Origin of the sequence: Fundicoccus sp. Sow4_H7 (assembly GCF_052115865.1) — a bacterium.
Lineage (GTDB): Bacteria > Bacillota > Bacilli > Lactobacillales > Aerococcaceae > Fundicoccus_A.
This window is the reverse complement of sequence record NZ_JBQKME010000005.1, coordinates 98,608-116,136: the sequence shown is the minus strand read 5'-3', so window position 1 is coordinate 116,136 and position 17,529 is coordinate 98,608. Positions and strand designations below refer to the sequence as shown.

General features: G+C 35.2%; 17 protein-coding genes and 1 tRNA gene. All 18 read right to left on the bottom strand.

What is annotated here, in order from left to right; translation table 11 throughout:
* Positions 1-29 precede the first annotated feature (29 nt).
* Positions 30-752: a 3-oxoacyl-[acyl-carrier-protein] reductase gene (gene fabG / locus ACTQ54_RS06730; protein ID WP_441755365.1), complete on the bottom strand. Its 723-nt coding sequence runs from the start codon at positions 750-752 to the stop codon at positions 30-32.
* An 11-nt stretch (positions 753-763) separates the two neighbouring features.
* Positions 764-1,699 (bottom strand): ACP S-malonyltransferase, encoded by a 936-nt coding sequence (locus ACTQ54_RS06725; protein WP_441755364.1) that lies wholly within the window; start codon positions 1,697-1,699, stop codon positions 764-766.
* Positions 1,700-1,729: 30 nt separating this feature from the next.
* Positions 1,730-2,686: an enoyl-[acyl-carrier-protein] reductase FabK gene (gene fabK, locus ACTQ54_RS06720; RefSeq protein WP_441755363.1), complete on the bottom strand. Its 957-nt coding sequence runs from the start codon at positions 2,684-2,686 to the stop codon at positions 1,730-1,732.
* Between the two features lie 13 nt (positions 2,687-2,699).
* The gene (locus tag ACTQ54_RS06715) at positions 2,700-2,924 is read right to left on the bottom strand and encodes an acyl carrier protein (protein WP_441755421.1); all 225 of its coding nucleotides are present in this window, start codon (positions 2,922-2,924) and stop codon (positions 2,700-2,702) included.
* 51 nt (positions 2,925-2,975) lie between these two features.
* A complete protein-coding gene (locus ACTQ54_RS06710) occupies positions 2,976-3,920 on the bottom strand; it encodes a beta-ketoacyl-ACP synthase 3 (RefSeq protein ID WP_441755362.1) in 945 nt (314 codons plus the stop codon).
* Positions 3,913-4,347 (bottom strand): MarR family winged helix-turn-helix transcriptional regulator, encoded by a 435-nt coding sequence (locus ACTQ54_RS06705; RefSeq protein WP_441755420.1) that lies wholly within the window; start codon positions 4,345-4,347, stop codon positions 3,913-3,915. The genes ACTQ54_RS06710 and ACTQ54_RS06705 overlap by 8 nt, the downstream gene beginning before the upstream one ends.
* Positions 4,348-4,567: 220 nt before the next feature.
* On the bottom strand, positions 4,568-5,914 hold the full coding sequence (gene gdhA / locus ACTQ54_RS06700; RefSeq protein WP_441755419.1) for an NADP-specific glutamate dehydrogenase: 1,347 nt from the start codon (positions 5,912-5,914) through the stop codon (positions 4,568-4,570).
* Positions 5,915-6,710: 796 nt separating this feature from the next.
* Positions 6,711-6,784 (bottom strand) — tRNA-Arg (locus ACTQ54_RS06695).
* A gap of 119 nt (positions 6,785-6,903) precedes the next feature.
* The gene (gene def / locus ACTQ54_RS06690) at positions 6,904-7,470 is read right to left on the bottom strand and encodes a peptide deformylase (protein ID WP_441755361.1); all 567 of its coding nucleotides are present in this window, start codon (positions 7,468-7,470) and stop codon (positions 6,904-6,906) included.
* A 21-nt stretch (positions 7,471-7,491) separates the two neighbouring features.
* Positions 7,492-8,727, bottom strand: a complete 1,236-nt coding sequence (gene hflX, locus ACTQ54_RS06685) for a GTPase HflX (RefSeq protein WP_441755360.1) — start codon at positions 8,725-8,727, stop codon at positions 7,492-7,494.
* Positions 8,714-9,685: a tRNA (adenosine(37)-N6)-dimethylallyltransferase MiaA gene (gene miaA / locus ACTQ54_RS06680; RefSeq protein ID WP_441755359.1), complete on the bottom strand. Its 972-nt coding sequence runs from the start codon at positions 9,683-9,685 to the stop codon at positions 8,714-8,716. The genes hflX and miaA overlap by 14 nt, the downstream gene beginning before the upstream one ends.
* An 18-nt stretch (positions 9,686-9,703) precedes the next feature.
* Positions 9,704-10,450, bottom strand: a complete 747-nt coding sequence (locus ACTQ54_RS06675) for a glycerophosphodiester phosphodiesterase family protein (protein ID WP_441755358.1) — start codon at positions 10,448-10,450, stop codon at positions 9,704-9,706.
* A gap of 21 nt (positions 10,451-10,471) precedes the next feature.
* Complete coding sequence (gene recN, locus ACTQ54_RS06670; protein ID WP_441755357.1) at positions 10,472-12,196, bottom strand: DNA repair protein RecN; 1,725 nt, start codon at positions 12,194-12,196, stop codon at positions 10,472-10,474.
* A gap of 12 nt (positions 12,197-12,208) precedes the next feature.
* Positions 12,209-13,027: a TlyA family RNA methyltransferase gene (locus ACTQ54_RS06665; protein ID WP_441755356.1), complete on the bottom strand. Its 819-nt coding sequence runs from the start codon at positions 13,025-13,027 to the stop codon at positions 12,209-12,211.
* Positions 13,028-13,032: 5 nt separating this feature from the next.
* A complete protein-coding gene (locus ACTQ54_RS06660; protein WP_441755355.1) occupies positions 13,033-13,923 on the bottom strand; it encodes a polyprenyl synthetase family protein in 891 nt (296 codons plus the stop codon).
* Positions 13,913-14,140, bottom strand: a complete 228-nt coding sequence (locus ACTQ54_RS06655; protein WP_441755354.1) for an exodeoxyribonuclease VII small subunit — start codon at positions 14,138-14,140, stop codon at positions 13,913-13,915. Before ACTQ54_RS06655 ends, ACTQ54_RS06660 begins: the two co-directional genes overlap by 11 nt.
* Positions 14,133-15,509 carry an exodeoxyribonuclease VII large subunit gene (xseA, locus tag ACTQ54_RS06650; RefSeq protein ID WP_441755353.1) on the bottom strand — a complete coding sequence of 459 codons (1,377 nt, stop codon included), beginning with the start codon at positions 15,507-15,509 and terminating at the stop codon, positions 14,133-14,135. Before xseA ends, ACTQ54_RS06655 begins: the two co-directional genes overlap by 8 nt.
* 187 nt (positions 15,510-15,696) lie before the next feature.
* Entirely contained in the window at positions 15,697-17,364 is a 1,668-nt protein-coding gene (locus tag ACTQ54_RS06645) for a DUF1002 domain-containing protein (RefSeq protein WP_441755352.1), read from the bottom strand.
* Between the last annotated feature and the right edge of the window lie 165 nt (positions 17,365-17,529).

Below are 17,529 nucleotides of genomic sequence, written 5' to 3'. Positions count from 1 at the left end.
TATTTTCCTCCTTGTGTAAAAACATGTTCTTACATGTTCATGCCGCCATTTACTTCAATTACTTGCCCTGTAATATAGCGGTTTTCAATTAAGAAAGCGACAGTTTGGCTTATTTCTTCAACTTGACCAAAACGTTTTAAAGGGATTTGGCCTAGCATCGTTTCAACAACACGTTCACTCAAATGCCCAGTCATTTCTGTTTCAATAAATCCAGGAGCAATCGCATTAACTGTAATAGATCGACTAGCAACTTCCCTAGCCAAAGCCTTGGTTAATCCAATAATACCTGCTTTACTAGCCGCATAGTTAACTTGACCAACATTTCCGGTCACCCCTACGATACTAGACATATTAATAATCGATCCGCTTCTTTGTTTTAACATAATAGGCACAACGTGACGTGACATATTAAACACACCATTTAGATTCGTTTGAATCACCGTGTTAAAATCATCTTCAGACATGCGCATAAATAAACCATCTTTTGTTATCCCTGCATTATTGACTAAAACATCAATTCTGCCGAATGTTTCTTTAACTTGGTCTACAAGTTCTTTTGCAGTTTCGAAATCACTCACATCACCAATCATTGTTCCAACTGCTAGTGGATAATCAGCAAACTGTTCTAAAATTTCGTTGTCAAATGGTCGACGGCTATTTAAAACTACTTGATGGCCAGCCTTTGCTAATGAATGTGCGATTGATAAGCCTATACCACGCGAACTACCTGTAATAATACAAACAAGACTCATATTAAACTCCTTTAATTAAATAAACTTTCTAACGCTTGGACATCTTCGACTTTATCGATAACTAATACTTTAGGGACATTTTCTTGACGTTTTAGTAAAGCTGCCAATGTTTTTCCTGGTCCAATTTGAATAAGATGTGTTACGCCTTGGTCTACAAAAAATTCAATTGTTTGTTGCCATTGAACAGGTTGAACTAAATGATTTGCTAAGTGTTCTTTTATCGTTGATAATTGATGAGGTTCAACAGTTAAATTAGACATAACTTCTACATTAGCTTGTCCAAATTCAATATCAGCTAAAGCTTTCTCGAAATCATTTACTGCGTCTTGCATTAATGGTGTATGGAAAGGACCCTCAACCTTTAATGGCATAATCTTTCGATAACCTTTTGCTTTAGCTATCTCAGAAAATTGATTAATTGCTTCCACCACCCCACCTAAAACAATCTGTCCTGGTGAATTATAGTTAGCAATATAAAGAGGCAGTGATGGATCAACTTCTAATAATGTTTCTTGTATGACCTCTAATGGCATATTTAAGGCCGCAACCATCTGTACATCTGTCGTATCTTTCAGTTTACGACATTGTTTGGACATTATTTCTCCTCTAGCTTTTAATAAAGAAAATCCAGCTTCAATTGAGATGGCACCACTTGCTATTAGGGCTGAGTATTCCCCTAAACTTAAACCAGCCATATAAGATACGGCTGGCAAAAGAGGAGCAATACTTTGATAAATAACCAAACTAATGGCTGCTATCGCCGGTTGCGCAAATTTAGTTTTTGATAAAACATCGATATCCTGATTAATCCATTCCTGAATAGGATAATCCGTAACAGATTCTATTTGTTGCATAAGTTCTTTGGCAACAGGATATTCAGCAATGAAATCTTCACCCATATTCTCATAATGCGCACCTTGTCCATTAAATATAATGGCTAATTTCATCGATAATGACTCCTTTAACTATTTATAAAATTAATCCACAAATTTCTGGTTAATTTTAATTATCTCTTTACATTCATTGATATAATCTTGAATAATATCATGACATGATTGTTCTTTAGAAACTAATCCAGCAATTTGTCCTGCCATAAAAGATCCTGATTGCCAGTCTCCTTCAACAACGGCGCGACGTAAAGCTCCTTTAGCAATTTCATCTAAACGCAGAATGTCAGGTGTTTCTTTGCTCGTTTCTTCTTTTTCAGCTTGTAGATACTGAGTGGTTAATGGGTTTCTTAAAACGCGGACAGGATGTCCTGTAATTTGACCTGTAACAACTGTATCAATATCTTTTGCTTCGATAATCGCTTGTTTAAAACGCGGATGAGCGTTTGATTCATGAGAAACAACAAATCGCGTTCCAACTTGAATAGCGTCAGCACCTAACATTAAGGCTGCTGCCATCCCACGTCCATCACCAAAACCACCGGCAGCAATAATGGGGATATTTATTTCATCAACCACTTGAGGTAAAAGTGTCATGGTAGTTGATTTACCAATATGCCCTCCTGCTTCCATTCCTTCAACGATTATTGCGTCTGCGCCAATACGTTCCATTCGTTTAGCTAAGGCAACAGAAGCAACAACTGGAATAACAGCTATTCCAGCTTCTTTAAATCGCTTCATGTATTTTGCAGGATTGCCAGCTCCGGTTGTTATAATTTTAATTCCAGCTTCAATTAAATAATCAACAACAGCATCAACTTGTGGATTTAAAAGCATGACATTGACTGCAAAAGGCTTCGAAGCCTTTTCTTTCATCAATGTCACTTTTTTTTCTACCACTTCAACAGGATCATGTCCTGTACCAATAACACCTAATCCACCTGCATTTGAAACAGCGCTTGCTAAGTCAGCGTCAGCAACCCATGCCATCGCCCCTTGAACTATCGGATATTCTATATTTAGTAGTTCTGTAATTGCTGTTTTCATTTATTAATCATTCCTAAGCTTCTAAATCTTCAATATATGTCACTAAATCTTGAACTGTTCTTAAATTTTGATCTGTATCGATTGTAATATCTAATTCATCTTCAATATCACTAATGATTTGGAATACGTCTAATGAATCTGCATTTAAATCACTTTCAAAATCTGTTGTTAATGTCACTTCATTTTCTTCAATACCTAATTGATCTGCGATAATTACTTGAATTTTTTCGAACATAATAAATTCCTCCGTAAATTTTATATATTTTTTGGTGCAAGTTATTCACTTACATTATATTTCAAAGTACAAATGTCCCCATGAGAGTCCACCACCAAAACCTGATAATATCACTTTTTGGGTGCCATCTAACTTCAATAAATTGTCTGTTACCATCTGGTCAATCAAAATCGGAATACTGCCTGCCGATGTATTAGCAACATCTTTAATATTACTTGGTATTTTAACCATCGAAATTTTAAGTTTTTTTGCAAATATATCTAACAGTCGTTGATTGGCTTGGTGACAGATTAAATAATCAAATGATAATTGATGTATTTCAATAAAGTCTTGCAAACTATTGACGACGGTGCGATTCACAAAATTAAATACATCACGGCCTAGCATGGTAAGGAAAAACTTTTCTTCTTGCCGTTTTAAATGAATCGATAAAGCTTCATCACTAGCCGTTGCTAAATAATGCTGATAACCTTTTAATTGTTGACCATCATTTTTAATTAATACAGCGCCTGCTCCGTCTCCGAACAAAACAGCTGTTGAGCGATCTTCAAAGTTCAAAATATTACTCATTTTCTCAGCTCCAATGACTAAAGTGTAGCCATTCGAATAATTCCGTGAGACTTGGTTGGCTAATTCTAGTGCCATAATAAAACCACTGCAAGCTGCATTGATATCTACTGCCCAGGCATTCGTCGCACCAAGTGCTGCTTGAACTTGATTGGCTAAACTAGGCGTTGGGGAAAAAGATGACATGCTTGCTACAACGATAAATGAAATTTCCTTAGAAATATCATGATTAAGTTTAGAAAGCAAATTTTGACCCGCCTTAATCGCTATATCTCCAACAGATTCATCATCAATGGCTAAATATCTTCCTTCAATTCCAGATCGTTGTTGAATCCATTCATGGCTAGAATCGATCGCATATTTATTAATTAAATCTGTATTACTATAGTAATTAGCAGGTAAATACGAACCTGTTGCAACAATCTTACTCATTCTTTTCTTCCTCATTCATCTGTGATTTAATCTCAAATAAAAATTGATGTATATTTATAATGCCCTTTATTAAGATTGGAATTTCTTCTTCGGTTAACCCATCAACTGCCGCTTCAACCATGTTCAAGTGAAACCTTCGGTGTAAACGATATAAGAGTTTACCTTTTTTGGTTAACTTTAAACGAACGACTCTGCGATCTTCAGGTAACCTTACTCGTTCCACATAACCTTTTCGAACTAAGTTTTGTATAGCAACCGATAAAGTTCCCACGGTGATATTTAGTCTCCGGGCCACTTCAGTCGAACTTAAATTTCCCGCTAATGAAATAGCTTCGATGGTATGCATCTCTGTTACAGAAATATCTTTAAATTCTGACTGCTGTAAAGTTCCTTCTTCGATAAGCAAAACTTCATTAAAAATTTTCATCAAATAGTCATTTATCTCGTTCGTCAGTTCAAAATCCAATCCATATCACCTCACCTTTAATACTTTGAATATCAAACTATTTGATATTCAAAGTTTATATTAACTTAATAAATTTGTCAACATACCATACCTTTAAGAGTTTATTAACTTTATACTATTAATTCTTAAAACAAAAAAACGCTAAAATCTCTTGTTTAGGAGAGACTCTAACGCTTTTAAATTAATACATGCCCATTTCGATCATTTGATGGGCTATTTTTTTGAAGGACGCAATGTCTGCAGCCACTGCAAAATCCTTACCTAGATTATAATCTTCACAGGCTTTGACACATTGCTCAAAGATTCCCTGCATAATTATTTTAAGCTCTTTGTCAACCTTGTCCGTTGTCCATTGTAACCTCATGGAATTTTGTGACATCTCTAAAGCCGATACTGTGACACCTCCAGCATTCGAAGCCTTCCCTGGCGCAAAATAAATATCTGCTTCTTTAAACACTTTTATTGCTTCTGGTTTCGAAGGCATGTTAGCTCCTTCTAAAACGAATTTAACGCCATTGTTCATTAAACGTTTGGCTTGTTCTTCATTGATTTCATTTTGAGTGGCACAAGGCAAGGCTATATCTGCCTGAATATCAATATCCCAAACCGACTTTTCTTCAATTTTTGTCTCTTTATCTGACGTGTGATAATTTTTAATACGATTAGCTGAATTAATTTTGAGAATTTCAATCTGGTCTAAGTCGATGCCATTAGTGTTGTAGACAGTTGAATTTGAATCACTCATACTGACAACAATCCCACCTAGTTCTTGTACCTTTCTAGCAGCATAGTAAGCAACATTTCCGGAACCTGAAATAATCACTTTCTTCCCTTCAAGAGACTGATCGGCAACAGCTAACATTTCATTAAGAAAATAGATTAATCCATAGCCCGTTGCTTCTGTTCGACCATAACTACCAAATAAATCTGTGGGCTTACCAGTAAGCACACCTAAATGTGGTCCATTTAATTTTTTGTACATGGCATATAAAAAAGATATTTCCCGTTTACCTACTCCTATGTCCCCACTTGGAACATCATAGTCACTACCGATGTACTTATTTAACTCTGTCATAAAGCTATAACAGAAATTCATAATTTCATTGTCTGAACGACCTTTAGGATCAAAATCTGATCCTCCTTTTGCCCCACCTATCGGAAGATTAGTTAAAGAGTTTTTAAATGTTTGTTCAAATGCCAAAAACTTAAGTACACTTTGAGTGACCGTTGGATGAAACCTTATACCACCTTTGTAAGGTCCATTCACTGAATTAAACTGAACACGATAACCACGGTTTACCTCTATTTTTCCTTGGTCATTTAACCAAGGTACTTGAAAACTAATAATACGTTCTGGTTCGACTAAGCGTTCAAGAATAGCATGTTTTTCATAATTATCATCTTCATCAATTACAATTTCAATAGCCTCAAAGAATTCTTTGACTGCTTGCAAGAATTCAGTTTCATGAGCATTTGATTCTGTTAATTTATTGTAAACTCTTTTTACATATGCGTTATCCATAGTTATCCCTCCGATTTAAGGAAAATTATAGCATATTTCTTTTCGTTTAAGAAATCATTTTAATAATTTTATATTATATTGATTAACAAAAAAAAGGACTACCGATTAGGTAGCCCAAACGCACGTGCTTAATCAAAGAAGCACTTGTACTAATTTTCATTAGTACATTTCAATTATATCTTATAAAATTATTTTGTCTATATCTAAATAGATTTTAATTTTATATTATTTTAGTTTTTATTGAGAAATTGAATTGAGTCGTAAAACATACTAAAAATACAAATTTTAGAACAATATAAACTTTTAAGATACATATTGTATTACCATCCAGAAATTGTCGGACTATTATGAATCCGAGTGAGATTAAAGTTTTGGTTATTGTATGTCAACTGCTTAGTTCACTGACATAAAAGAGGTTTATTGTATGTCAATCGCTTAGTTCACTGACATTAAAGAGGTTTATTGTATGTCAATCGCTTAGTTCACTAACATTTAAGATGTTTATTGTATGTCAATCGCCTAGTTCACTGACATTAAAAACCCTTATTGTCGGTCAACTGCAATGTTGAGTGACATATGGTATAACAATAGTAAAATCTTACACCTATTTGGCTTAATAACCCACTAATTCAACAAAAAAAACAGAAATCACTAACTCATAAATGAATTAGTGATTTCTGTTTTTAAAGATTTCTGAAATCTTTTGGCCAAATGTTTTAAAAAACAAGGTTTAGCTAAAACTAAGAATGTTGATTTATCAAGCATTTTTATAGGCTAACTCAGGTTAAAAATCGGTGTAAAACGTCACAGGAGGGATTCGAACCCCCGACCGTTCGCTTAGAAGGCGAATGCTCTATCCTGCTGAGCTACTATGACATAACAACTTCTCCATTATACCGAGATAGAGAGAGGTTGTCAATAAAAATTTCACATAAAATGTATATTTATAGGCTGTTTCCATCTATATTATTCGAAAGCATCCATCAATACAAACATTAAATAATAGTCAATTTAGGATCTTTCGCCCATGGATCCGTCTCGTTAATATGATCATAGAACATGATCCCTTTCAAATGATCTAATTCATGCTGGATAACAATGGCTTCATAATCACGTAATCTTAAGACATGTTTAGCGCCTTTTTCATCTTGGTATGAAAATTTAATTCGACGTGGGCGTGGGACAAAGCCAGGTACGTTTCGATTGACTGATAGGCAACCTTCACCGTCTTGCAAGGCAGCATTTTCAATCGAATGACTGATGACTTTCGGATTGAACATCACTTGGCTCATTATCGGTTCAGTAGGATTTCCATCTTCATCGTATTCCATTAAATGAATCGCAAATATTTGCTTGCCGATTCCTATTTGTGGAGCTGCTAGTCCAACGCCTGCACGTAATTCATACTTTTCAGAAAGTTCTTCATCTTGACTGTTAATTAAAAACTCTAACATTTCATCTGCTAATTTTACTGTGTCATTATCTAAAGGAAATTGAACTTCCTCAGCAACTTCTCGTAAAATTGGATGGTTTTCTGGAACAAAATTGTCCATTGTAATCATTTAATCTCCCCCAATTGCTTCTTAATTATCATTTAACCTTCTTCTAAATCCTACAATTTGATAGCTTTGTTTTTCTTCATCAAATGTAATCTCTTGAATGAGTGTTTTTTGGCGATATAAGGCAAGCAAATTTGCTTCATCTTGTTGTACTTCTACCGTATAAGGTTCAGATGCATCCATCAAAACATTCCATATTAAGGATTTAAGGGACTGCAAGTCCTCATGATTAAGCGCGGAAAGGAGTATTTGAGGTTGATTATTTGGAATGAACTGTTCATCTACTAAATCTTTCTTATTGTAAACTGTAATCATCGGAATCATTTGCATATCCAAATCATTTAATAATTCATGAACAACTCTTTCATGAGCATAATAATCTGGACTACTTGCATCCACAACATGTAAAAGCAAATCCACATAGCGTAATTCTTCTAATGTTGAACGAAAAGCATCAATTAATTGGATTGGTAAATCTTCAATAAATCCAACCGTATCCGTCAAGGTGAAAGCATCGTGTCCATTTATTGAAAAGCGTCTTGTCAGTGGATCAAGCGTCGCAAATAATTGGTCTTTTACAAAGGTTTCACTGGCTGTTAATTCCCTTAATAAGGTTGATTTACCAGCGTTGGTATAACCTACTAAACCTATATTATACTCACGTCCACTTTGGCGTTTGACACGGTTTCTTTCGCGATGTTCTTCCATATTCGCCAATTCTTTTTTGGCACGAAACATTTGTGACCGGATATGACGTCTGTCTGATTCTAATTTCGTCTCACCAGGACCACGAGTTCCAATCCCACCACCTAATCGAGACAAATGCTTGCCTTGTCCAGACAATCTTGGTAAAAAATATTCGTATTGTGCAATTTGCACCTGCAACTTACCTTCTTTACTTTTAGCCCGTAAGGCAAAAATATCGAGAATCAATTGCACACGATCGATAACACGAATATTTAAACGTTCTTCTAAGTTACGATTCATACTATTCGTTAAATCATTGAGCGTAATCATTAAATCAATCTTTTCATTCTCAACAATTGATTCAATTTCGTCTAGTTTTCCACTACCAACAAGTGTCCGATTATCGGTTCTTGCAAGGTTTTGAACAACTTTTTCAACTGGAACTCCTCCAGCAGCAATCGTTAAATCAGATAATTCTTTCATTAACAAATTAAATTTTGAACTGTCATACTCATCGGTAGCTACACCGACTAATAGGACACGTTCGGGGTCCTGCCTTTCAACTTCTATCATTCAATTTCCCTTCCTTAATTGTTAACAAATGTTGACTAATAATGGATTTTGCTGTCGCTAGAGCATCAGCTTCATTTTGATTTTCAATCCATTGTGTCTCTTTTAAACGATTTCTAAACCAGGTTAACTGTCTTTTAGCATAGCGTCGTGAATTCTGCTTAATTGCCTCAGCAACTTCGTTCAGTCCAATTGAACCTTCAAAATAAGGCCACCATTCTTTATAGCCAATCCCCTTACTACTAGCAACTCTTTGTCCAGCCACTCTATCATATAAGGTCTTTACTTCTTGTTCTAAACCTCCGTTTAGCATTTGATCGACACGTGCATTTATTCTATCATATAATTCACTTCTTGGACGGTCGAGCACCAAAATAAGTTCAGCATAGCTAGATTCCTGATTTTGATGTGAACTTTGCTCTGAAAACAATTTGCCTGTTAGCTCCATCACTTCTAGCGCACGAATGGTCCGTTGGGCATTTTGATATGGAATTTTTGCCGCTGCATGTGGATCAATTTCATTTAATTCATCCCAAAGAGCTTTTTCACCAATCGCATCCAATCGTTGATATAATTTAGCCCGTACTTCTTTTGAATGGCTATTATCGCCACCAAACTCCAAATCATACAATAAACCTTCCAAATAGAGTCCAGTACCGCCCACCAATATAGGCAATTTCCCTCTTGAATAAATATCTACAATACATTGATGTGCATCTTCTTTAAATTGACTCGCATCATAACTAGCCTCAACATCTAAAAAACTTAATAAATGATGGGGAACTCCTTGCATTTCTTCTGTTGAGATTTTCCCAGTGCCAATATCTAAGCTTTTAAAAATTTGCATGCTGTCACCATTGATGATTTCACCATCAAAGTGTTTTGCAAGTTCAACACTCAAAGCTGTTTTCCCTACGGCTGTTGGACCACTAATGACGATTAGTGGAATATTGTCTGTCATACTCTCAACTCCATTTTACTATACTATTTGACTGTGTAAACGAATCAATTCTAAGGCTTGAAACGGCTCATCTGTCATAAGCGCCTCTAATTCGATTTTTGAATCAAATAAATAATGTTTCAAATTATCTTGGCCGTTTACCGTCCAAATTCTAAGGGGATATTTATTTAAAAGGTTTTCTGGAAGTGTTTCAGTTAAGAGGTAATCGATGTGCAAGGCATTCGCATGAAGCTCTGGAATGCGATCGGCATATTTATCTAATAGGGATTGGACTACTAAAAGTGCAATCGTGGCATCCGCATCAATCTCTCTAATCCGTTTTAAGGAATTCCAGTTAAAACTTGAATAAATAACATCAAAGGACACATCTTTTTGCTCGATTAATTGCAAAACATTAGCTTCGATATTTTCATATTCAATTTGATCTGTTTTTAATTCAATATTTAATTCACCGGTAAACTTCTTTTCTGCTAGTAAGTCAATGACTTCATCTAGTGTTGGAATTTTATTGTCACTAACAGTTCCGTCTGGGTTTAAAAGCTTTGCTTCTTTTAATTCAGCTAGCGTCAAGTCTTTGACATAGCCGGCTTGATTACTTGTGCGATCAATCGTTTCATCGTGTATAACGATTAATTCATGATCTTTACTTAAGTGCACATCTAACTCGATGCCAGCAACGCCTAAGTAGACAGCGGAATCAAAAGCTTCTAAGCTATTTTCTGAAAATTCTGATTTGTTTCCTCGATGAGCATAAATCTTTACCATTTTCTAACATCTCCTAGGATTTTAGTGCTTTTGTAATTCGGATAAAAGTTCTTTTGCTAATTTTAATGAGGCTGGTGTAATGACTTTCCCTGACATCATTTGGGCAATGACTTCACTACGTTCACTGTCATTTAAAGAAGTAACGGTAGTAAAGGTACGTTCATTTTCAACGTCTTTTCGAATATACAGTTGCTGATCAGCAATAGCAGCGACTTGTGGTAAGTGTGTGATACACAGGACTTGATGTTCATTCGACATGCCGTACATTTTTTCTGCTATTGCTTGCGCGACTCTACCTGAGACACCCGTATCAATTTCATCAAATACCATTGTTTTAGAATCTTCATGTTGAGAAAAGACGGATTTTAACGCTAGCATATAGCGCGAAAGTTCTCCCCCACTAGCGACTTTCACGAGTGGTTTAAATTCTTCACCCACATTCGTTTTAACATAAAATTCGACTTGGTCATAACCTGTTTCATTTAGACGAAGCCATTCTTCACCAATGAGTTCTGATAATGAGCTATCTAAATCCACCATCAAGAAATCAACTTTAAAGCGGCTATTATCCATATATAAAGCAGATAATTCAAAATCAATCGCTTGTGTCATGCTAAGCGCATTATTTTCACGTTCAACATGCAGTTGGTCCGCTAATTGCAAACATTTCTCGTAGGCAAGTTTTATTTGATCTCCTAATTGTTGTAAGTAATGATCACGGTGTTGGATTTGATAAATCTCTTCTGATATTTCATCATAATAAGCGATAATTTCAGCAATCGACATATTATACTTACGCTTAATTTGTCCTAGCTGAGCTAAGCGACTTTCAACTTCATCTAATGACTGGTCGTCACTAAAATTATCTAAAGATTCAAGCGCGATTTCCTGAGCGATATCTTCTACATCAATTAAGACGGCTTCTAAACGTTGATAATTGTTTTCTAATTGTGGATTATGAGCTTTTATGCTATCTAAAACATGAAGAATTTGATTCAATTGAGTGATGACACTGGATTCAGCTTCACTAAATAAATAATTGATTGTTCCTAAAGCTTGTTCATTTTCATTGGCTTTTTGTAATTTTTGACTGAGCGCTTCAAGTTCTTCATCTTCTTTAGCAACCAAATGATACTGTTCAATTTCATTTAGTTGAAATTCTAAAAAGTTTAACCTTTGAACATGATCGGATTCATTTCTTTGAGCAGATAAAAAATCTTGTCTAAGTTTTTTATAGTCATTAAATACAGTTTGGTAAGCTTTTAAAATTGATCCGTAAGCATTAACACCATATTCATCTAATAACATTAAATGATAATTTTTATCTAAAAGCGTTTGGTGTTCATTTTGTCCATGGATATCCACTAAATATTGACCGATTGATTTCAAAAAAGTCACATTCGTTAACTGTCCATTAATTCGAATCGTATTTTTACCATTTGCATGGATTTCGCGTCGAATAATAAGGGATTCTTCACTTTCATCCCAATCGATTCCTTTACTTTCAAGAAGTTGTCCTATTTTTGATGAATAATTAAATTGAAATAGCCCTTCCACCACCAGTTTTTCACTACCATATCGAATTAAATCTGTTGAACCTCTACCACCTACTAATATCCCTAAAGCATCGATAATAATGGATTTACCTGCACCCGTTTCACCAGATAATACTGTCATGTCGCTATCAAAAACAATTGAAACTTCATCTATAATGGCAAAATTTTGGATGGTTAGACTACTTAACATACTTATCCCTACTTATCTTTCAAAAGTGTTATGTGCTGCTTGAACAACTTCATTAATATTAATGTCTTTCCAGGAATCATTATTTGGCTGATTTTGATTGATTAAGTGAGCCAAAAACTCTACATTACCTTCTCCACCGGTAATCGGTGAAAATGTTACTTCTTTTACAACAAAACCTATTTCACAGATGAATTGCAATACTTCTTCCAACACATCATGGTGAACTTTTTCATCTTTTATGACACCATTTTTACCAATTCGATCTCTGCCAGCTTCAAATTGAGGCTTGATTAAGGCGAGAACACTCCCGTTGGCTTTTAAAATAGTTATTAAAGGTGGCAAGATTAGTTTTAATGATATAAATGACACATCAATACTGGCAATCGTCGGTTGTCCTAATTTAAAATCATCAGCAGTTGAATACCTAAAGTTTTGCCGCTCCATGACAAAAACACGTTCATCTGTTCTTAAACTATAAGCGAGTTGATTATATCCTACATCCAAAGCATAGCTTCGACTAGCACCAAACTGTAAGGCTGCATCTGTAAAACCACCGGTCGAAGCACCAATATCTAATAAAATCTGACCTGTCATATCGATGTTAAAGGTCTTAATGGCTTTTTCAAGCTTTAAACCACCTCGACTAACGTAAGGGAGTTTTTTACCTTTAATATGAAGTTCTTTAGTTATATCAATTTTTTCACCAGGTTTATCGTACCGCTGATTATTTTCATCATAGATTTGGCCTGCCATAATCATTCTGCGAGCTTGTTCTCTTGATTCAGTTAAGCCAGCTTGAACAACTAACTTATCTACACGTTCTTTTTTCATCCTATTTATGCTTCTTTCAATTCTAAAAGATTTAAAAAGACTTCCAGTTGTCCATAGTCTTTTTGAGTTTGTTGGCTCAGTTGATTTAAAATGTCACGGCCAGCAGTCAGTTCTTTATTTAATTCGATTTTGCTTTGTTCTAAGCCAAGCAAAATCGGATAGGTAACTTTATCAAGATCTTCATCTTTGTGAACACTCTTGCCTGTAGATACTTCATTCCCCTCTACATCCATAATATCATTGTGAATTTGATAAGCGCGTCCAAAATGCTCACTAAATGCCACTAATTGTTGCATTTCATTTTCTTCAAGCATCGCAATAATCGCAGCTGCTTTTATTGCAAAAGTAAATAACTTGCCTGTTTTTAAACTGTGAATGGTTACTAAATCATCGAATTCTGTCTGATTAATATCAGCTTTAACATCACTTAATTGACCAGCGACCATTCCATGCGAGCCTGCCGAACGACTTAATTCAAAAATCAGCTTGGTTTTAATTTCATCAGAAAGCAGCTCATCTACAACAATGATACCAAAAGCATCAGTAAGTAGTGCGTCTCCTGCTAAAATTGCTGTTGCTTCATCAAATTGAATATGGTTGGTCGGCTGTCCGCGACGTAACTCATCATCATCCATCGCTGGTAAATCATCATGAATTAATGAATAGGTATGGATGTACTCTAAGGCAATCGCAGATTTTAATCCTGATTTAATTAAATCTGTTGACTGTATCGATAATGTTGATAGTAAGAGTAGCGGTCTTAATCTTTTTCCTCCATTTTTTAAAGAATAAACCATTGGTTTTAACATTTCAATGGGAGTCATAACATAACGAATTTGGTCGTCTAAAGCACTATCAAATAACGTTCTTAGAGTTGTTAGTAAGTTATTCTCCATTTAATGGCACTTCTCCTTGTTTTGTCATCATTTTTGCAACAGTTTCTTCTGCATCGCTAAGTGTTTTTTGGCAGTATTGGCTTAAAGCAACTCCTTCTTGAAATGCATTTAAAGCACTTTCCAAAGGTAGCTCTCCTTGCTCTAATTGTTGAACAATTTTTTCTAAATCTTTTAATGCTTGTTCAAAGCTTTCAGGCTCTTTTCTTAATTCAGTCATTAATGAACTCTCCTTCTTCATTTGTTTCAAGTTTGCTTATAATATTCGCTTTCGATTTACCATCACTAAAGTTCAACGTCACTTCTTGGTCCAGTTCAATATCTTTTACGGACTTGATTACAGTCTCGTTTTGCTCAACAACAGCATAGCCACGTGACATAATTTTTAATGGGCTATAAGCATCTAATAAATTAATCTGCTCAACCAAAGCTCTTTGTGACCACAACAAATTTTGATTCATATTACGATTCAGTTGTTCAAGTTGTTGTTCTAACAATTTATAAGCTTCACTAATACGCTTGTTGGGGTGGTTTAATTGTAGCCGCTGTTTGAAAAATAATAACTGCTGACTATTTCGATTTAATAATTGCTGTGTCAACCCCATCAATTGATTGGATGCCATATCAAGTTGTTGACTATAGGCTTGGTATAATCGTTCTGGTTGTTTTAATACATAAGAATTTGAAAACCGTTCAAGCTGTTTTCTCATCTGTATCAGTCTTTGATTCATCGCATAAAATAAGCGATCATGGTATTGATTTAACTTACTAACGACATCAATTAACATGGGTACGGCCAATTCTGCAGCTGCAGTAGGTGTAGCCGCTCTAACATCTGCTACTAAATCCGCAATCGTAGTGTCCGTTTCATGTCCAATCGAAGAAATGACAGGGACTTTACAATTAAGGATAGAAAAAGCGACGGCTTTATCGTTGAAACACCATAAGTCTTCAATCGAACCACCTCCACGAGCTAAAATTAAGGTATCATATTCTTCAGCTACTTTATCGAAGGCATCAAATGCTTTTACAATTTCTCCAACAGCTTCCTTGCCTTGAACCCTTGTTGGAAAGACAGTTATATCCACAATCGGATATCTTCTTTTGATGGTTGTTAAAATATCCTGTATAACCGCGCCGGTCGGACTTGTTATGACAGCTATTTTTCTAGGATAAGGGGCTAATGATCGTTGAAGTTTTTCAAACATCCCTTGCTGCCTGAATTCTTCTTTTAACTGTTCCAAAGCTTGATATAAAGCTCCAACACCGTCGGGTTCCATATGTTCAACATAAATTTGATAGTCACCATTAGGTCCATAGACGCCAATTTTTCCCGTTGCAAGAACTTTCATGCCTTCTTCAACTTTAAAAGGAATTTTATTAAAATGTTGTTTAAATGCAATAGCCTTAATACTCGCATTTTCATCTTTTAAACTAAAGTATTGGTGACCGTATTGACGGTAACGGAAATTTGAAATTTCACCCACAACCCATACATTCTGTAAATAAGGGTCAGCATCAAATTTACGACTAATATATTGCGTAAGAGCGGTGACAGTTAAATATTTAGTTTGTGTTTCTTTTTCCATTTTTCACTTCCTCACACAATGGTTACATTAACATATCTATTTTAACATATTTTACTAAGCACACACATAACAAGTGATTAAAATAAGACGATATGATATCTTTCATATTATTTTTTATCAAGAAAAAAATACCCTTGCCCATTGGATATGAGCAAAGATATTTATTGGTTTGATTATTAAAAAGAAGTTATTCTGCGCTATCTTCTGCAGGAAGTTCACTTAAGTCTTCTTCGGAAGTTTCTACTGGAAGTTCTTCAACGGTTTCCTCTTCTTCTGGAACTTCCTCAACAGTTTCTTCTTCAACGGTCTCTTCCTCAACAGGTGCTTCGTAACCTGGAATAGTGAAGTCAGCCGGGATCGTTATTAATGGTTGATATTGATTTTCAACTTCGACACCGTAATTTGCTAAGAAATCAAAGCTTGGATTAACCGTTGTAGCTTCTAAAGTTGTTGGATCGATGTAAGAAATCGCATCATCTAAGGTATTGATTTGGTAGCTATCTACGACAGAATAATGAGAAATTTCATCAGAATAAATCATCGATGTAATCAATGACTCCTCTTGTTGAACATCCCCATAAATAAATACTTCTGGAGCTAAACCACTGGCATTGGCAATTTGAGTAAACAACTCATACATTACCGGGTCATTGCTTGCAAGCGATTGGTAGGCATTAATTTGATCTAACCACTGCGTTTGTAAACTAATCGGTTCAATACCCATAGCTGCAAATTCTGCTTTACGCATTTCGAGTGTGCTAGCTTCAGTGTATTGGTAAATCAATGTACGAATCCAATTTAAAGCTTGTGTATCTGCCGGAGTCATGTTTGCTGTCATATTTTCAAAGATGAAAGTATGTGAATATAGGTAAGTTGCTGATTCGCCAGCTTCAGCTATTTCATAGAAACGATCAAGAAAAGCTTGCATGATTGGGTGATAAACAGCTTGATCAGAAAAATCTTGTCTATCCATTGCTAAAATATCTTCAACAGATGCGATTGTTTCAGTTGAAGCAAGAACTTCGCTCCATGGTCGATTTAATAAACTTGAGTCAATTTGTTCTTGTGTACCTTCATCAGAAGCTGCTTCTGTATCCGCAAATTCTCTGATTAAATCAATAATCTCTTGTAAAGTTGATTCATCAATCTCAATATCTTTAAAATTATTTTGAACAATTTCAAGGATCACCTCATCCGTAATGGATCCATTTTCTAAGATATATTGATTAATTTCACGTTTTATTTGCGATATAATTAAGTTAATTTGGTCTTGTGTTAACTGTGTTTTTTCTTCAACTGACCCAATAACTTGAATCTCCTTTTGGGCTACTTGTATATCTTGTTGGTTAAGTTGGACGCCCGCATTTTCTAATAAGGCATAAACACCTGTTAATGCTCCTTCACCCGTCACTGGATATAGAGTTGCAATCCGAATGGTTACATTCGAAAAACCTGCAGTAATTGCAGCGTTTTGATAAGTCGATGCACTAACTTGTTGGATATTTTCTGGGGTGACAATTTGTACTTGGATCCCATGTCCAGGTCCAAATTGTTCGATGAGAGCTGATGAGTAAACATCTGTTTCTGCTGTTGATCCATCATTTAAATAATTATTAATGGTAACACCATCTATGTATACCGTATTATCAACTGCTACATCTGTCGCATTTAATAGTTGCCTTGTTTGGGATGCTTCTGCTTCATTTAAGCTTGCTCCTAAGGATAACAAGCGCGTTCCTTGATTTAGAGCGACCGTTTGGGCTGATACAGTATCTAACGCAATCGTTGATGCCGCTATGGGGGTTAATAATAAGCCTGCTGAAATTAAAGCAATGTATTTATTTATACGTTTCATTTCTTATCACTCCTATTCTTTTAACAGCTTAATTATAACATAATCTTCTTATTAATTAGCTAATTCATCAATTATTCAAACTTATTACACAATTTTTCAATGAAAAATTTAAGAAGTAAGATAATGGTGAGTGTATGAAATAATTTGTCCACCCTCATCATTACG

Excerpts from the sequence above, each read along its gene's own strand:
- fabG (WP_441755365.1), bottom strand. The coding sequence starts at position 752 with ATGAGTCTTGTTTGTATTATTACAGGTAGTTCGCGTGGTATAGGCTTA.
- ACTQ54_RS06725 (WP_441755364.1), bottom strand. The coding sequence starts at position 1,699 with ATGAAATTAGCCATTATATTTAATGGACAAGGTGCGCATTATGAGAAT.
- fabK (WP_441755363.1), bottom strand. The coding sequence starts at position 2,686 with ATGAAAACAGCAATTACAGAACTACTAAATATAGAATATCCGATAGTT.
- ACTQ54_RS06710 (WP_441755362.1), bottom strand. The coding sequence starts at position 3,920 with ATGAGTAAGATTGTTGCAACAGGTTCGTATTTACCTGCTAATTACTAT.
- ACTQ54_RS06705 (WP_441755420.1), bottom strand. The coding sequence starts at position 4,347 with ATGAAAATTTTTAATGAAGTTTTGCTTATCGAAGAAGGAACTTTACAG.
- def (WP_441755361.1), bottom strand. The coding sequence starts at position 7,470 with ATGATTACAATGGACAATTTTGTTCCAGAAAACCATCCAATTTTACGA.
- hflX (WP_441755360.1), bottom strand. The coding sequence starts at position 8,727 with ATGATAGAAGTTGAAAGGCAGGACCCCGAACGTGTCCTATTAGTCGGT.
- miaA (WP_441755359.1), bottom strand. The coding sequence starts at position 9,685 with ATGACAGACAATATTCCACTAATCGTCATTAGTGGTCCAACAGCCGTA.
- ACTQ54_RS06675 (WP_441755358.1), bottom strand. The coding sequence starts at position 10,450 with ATGGTAAAGATTTATGCTCATCGAGGAAACAAATCAGAATTTTCAGAA.
- recN (WP_441755357.1), bottom strand. The coding sequence starts at position 12,196 with ATGTTAAGTAGTCTAACCATCCAAAATTTTGCCATTATAGATGAAGTT.
- ACTQ54_RS06665 (WP_441755356.1), bottom strand. The coding sequence starts at position 13,027 with ATGAAAAAAGAACGTGTAGATAAGTTAGTTGTTCAAGCTGGCTTAACT.
- ACTQ54_RS06660 (WP_441755355.1), bottom strand. The coding sequence starts at position 13,923 with ATGGAGAATAACTTACTAACAACTCTAAGAACGTTATTTGATAGTGCT.
- ACTQ54_RS06655 (WP_441755354.1), bottom strand. The coding sequence starts at position 14,140 with ATGACTGAATTAAGAAAAGAGCCTGAAAGCTTTGAACAAGCATTAAAA.
- xseA (WP_441755353.1), bottom strand. The coding sequence starts at position 15,509 with ATGGAAAAAGAAACACAAACTAAATATTTAACTGTCACCGCTCTTACG.
- ACTQ54_RS06645 (WP_441755352.1), bottom strand. The coding sequence starts at position 17,364 with ATGAAACGTATAAATAAATACATTGCTTTAATTTCAGCAGGCTTATTA.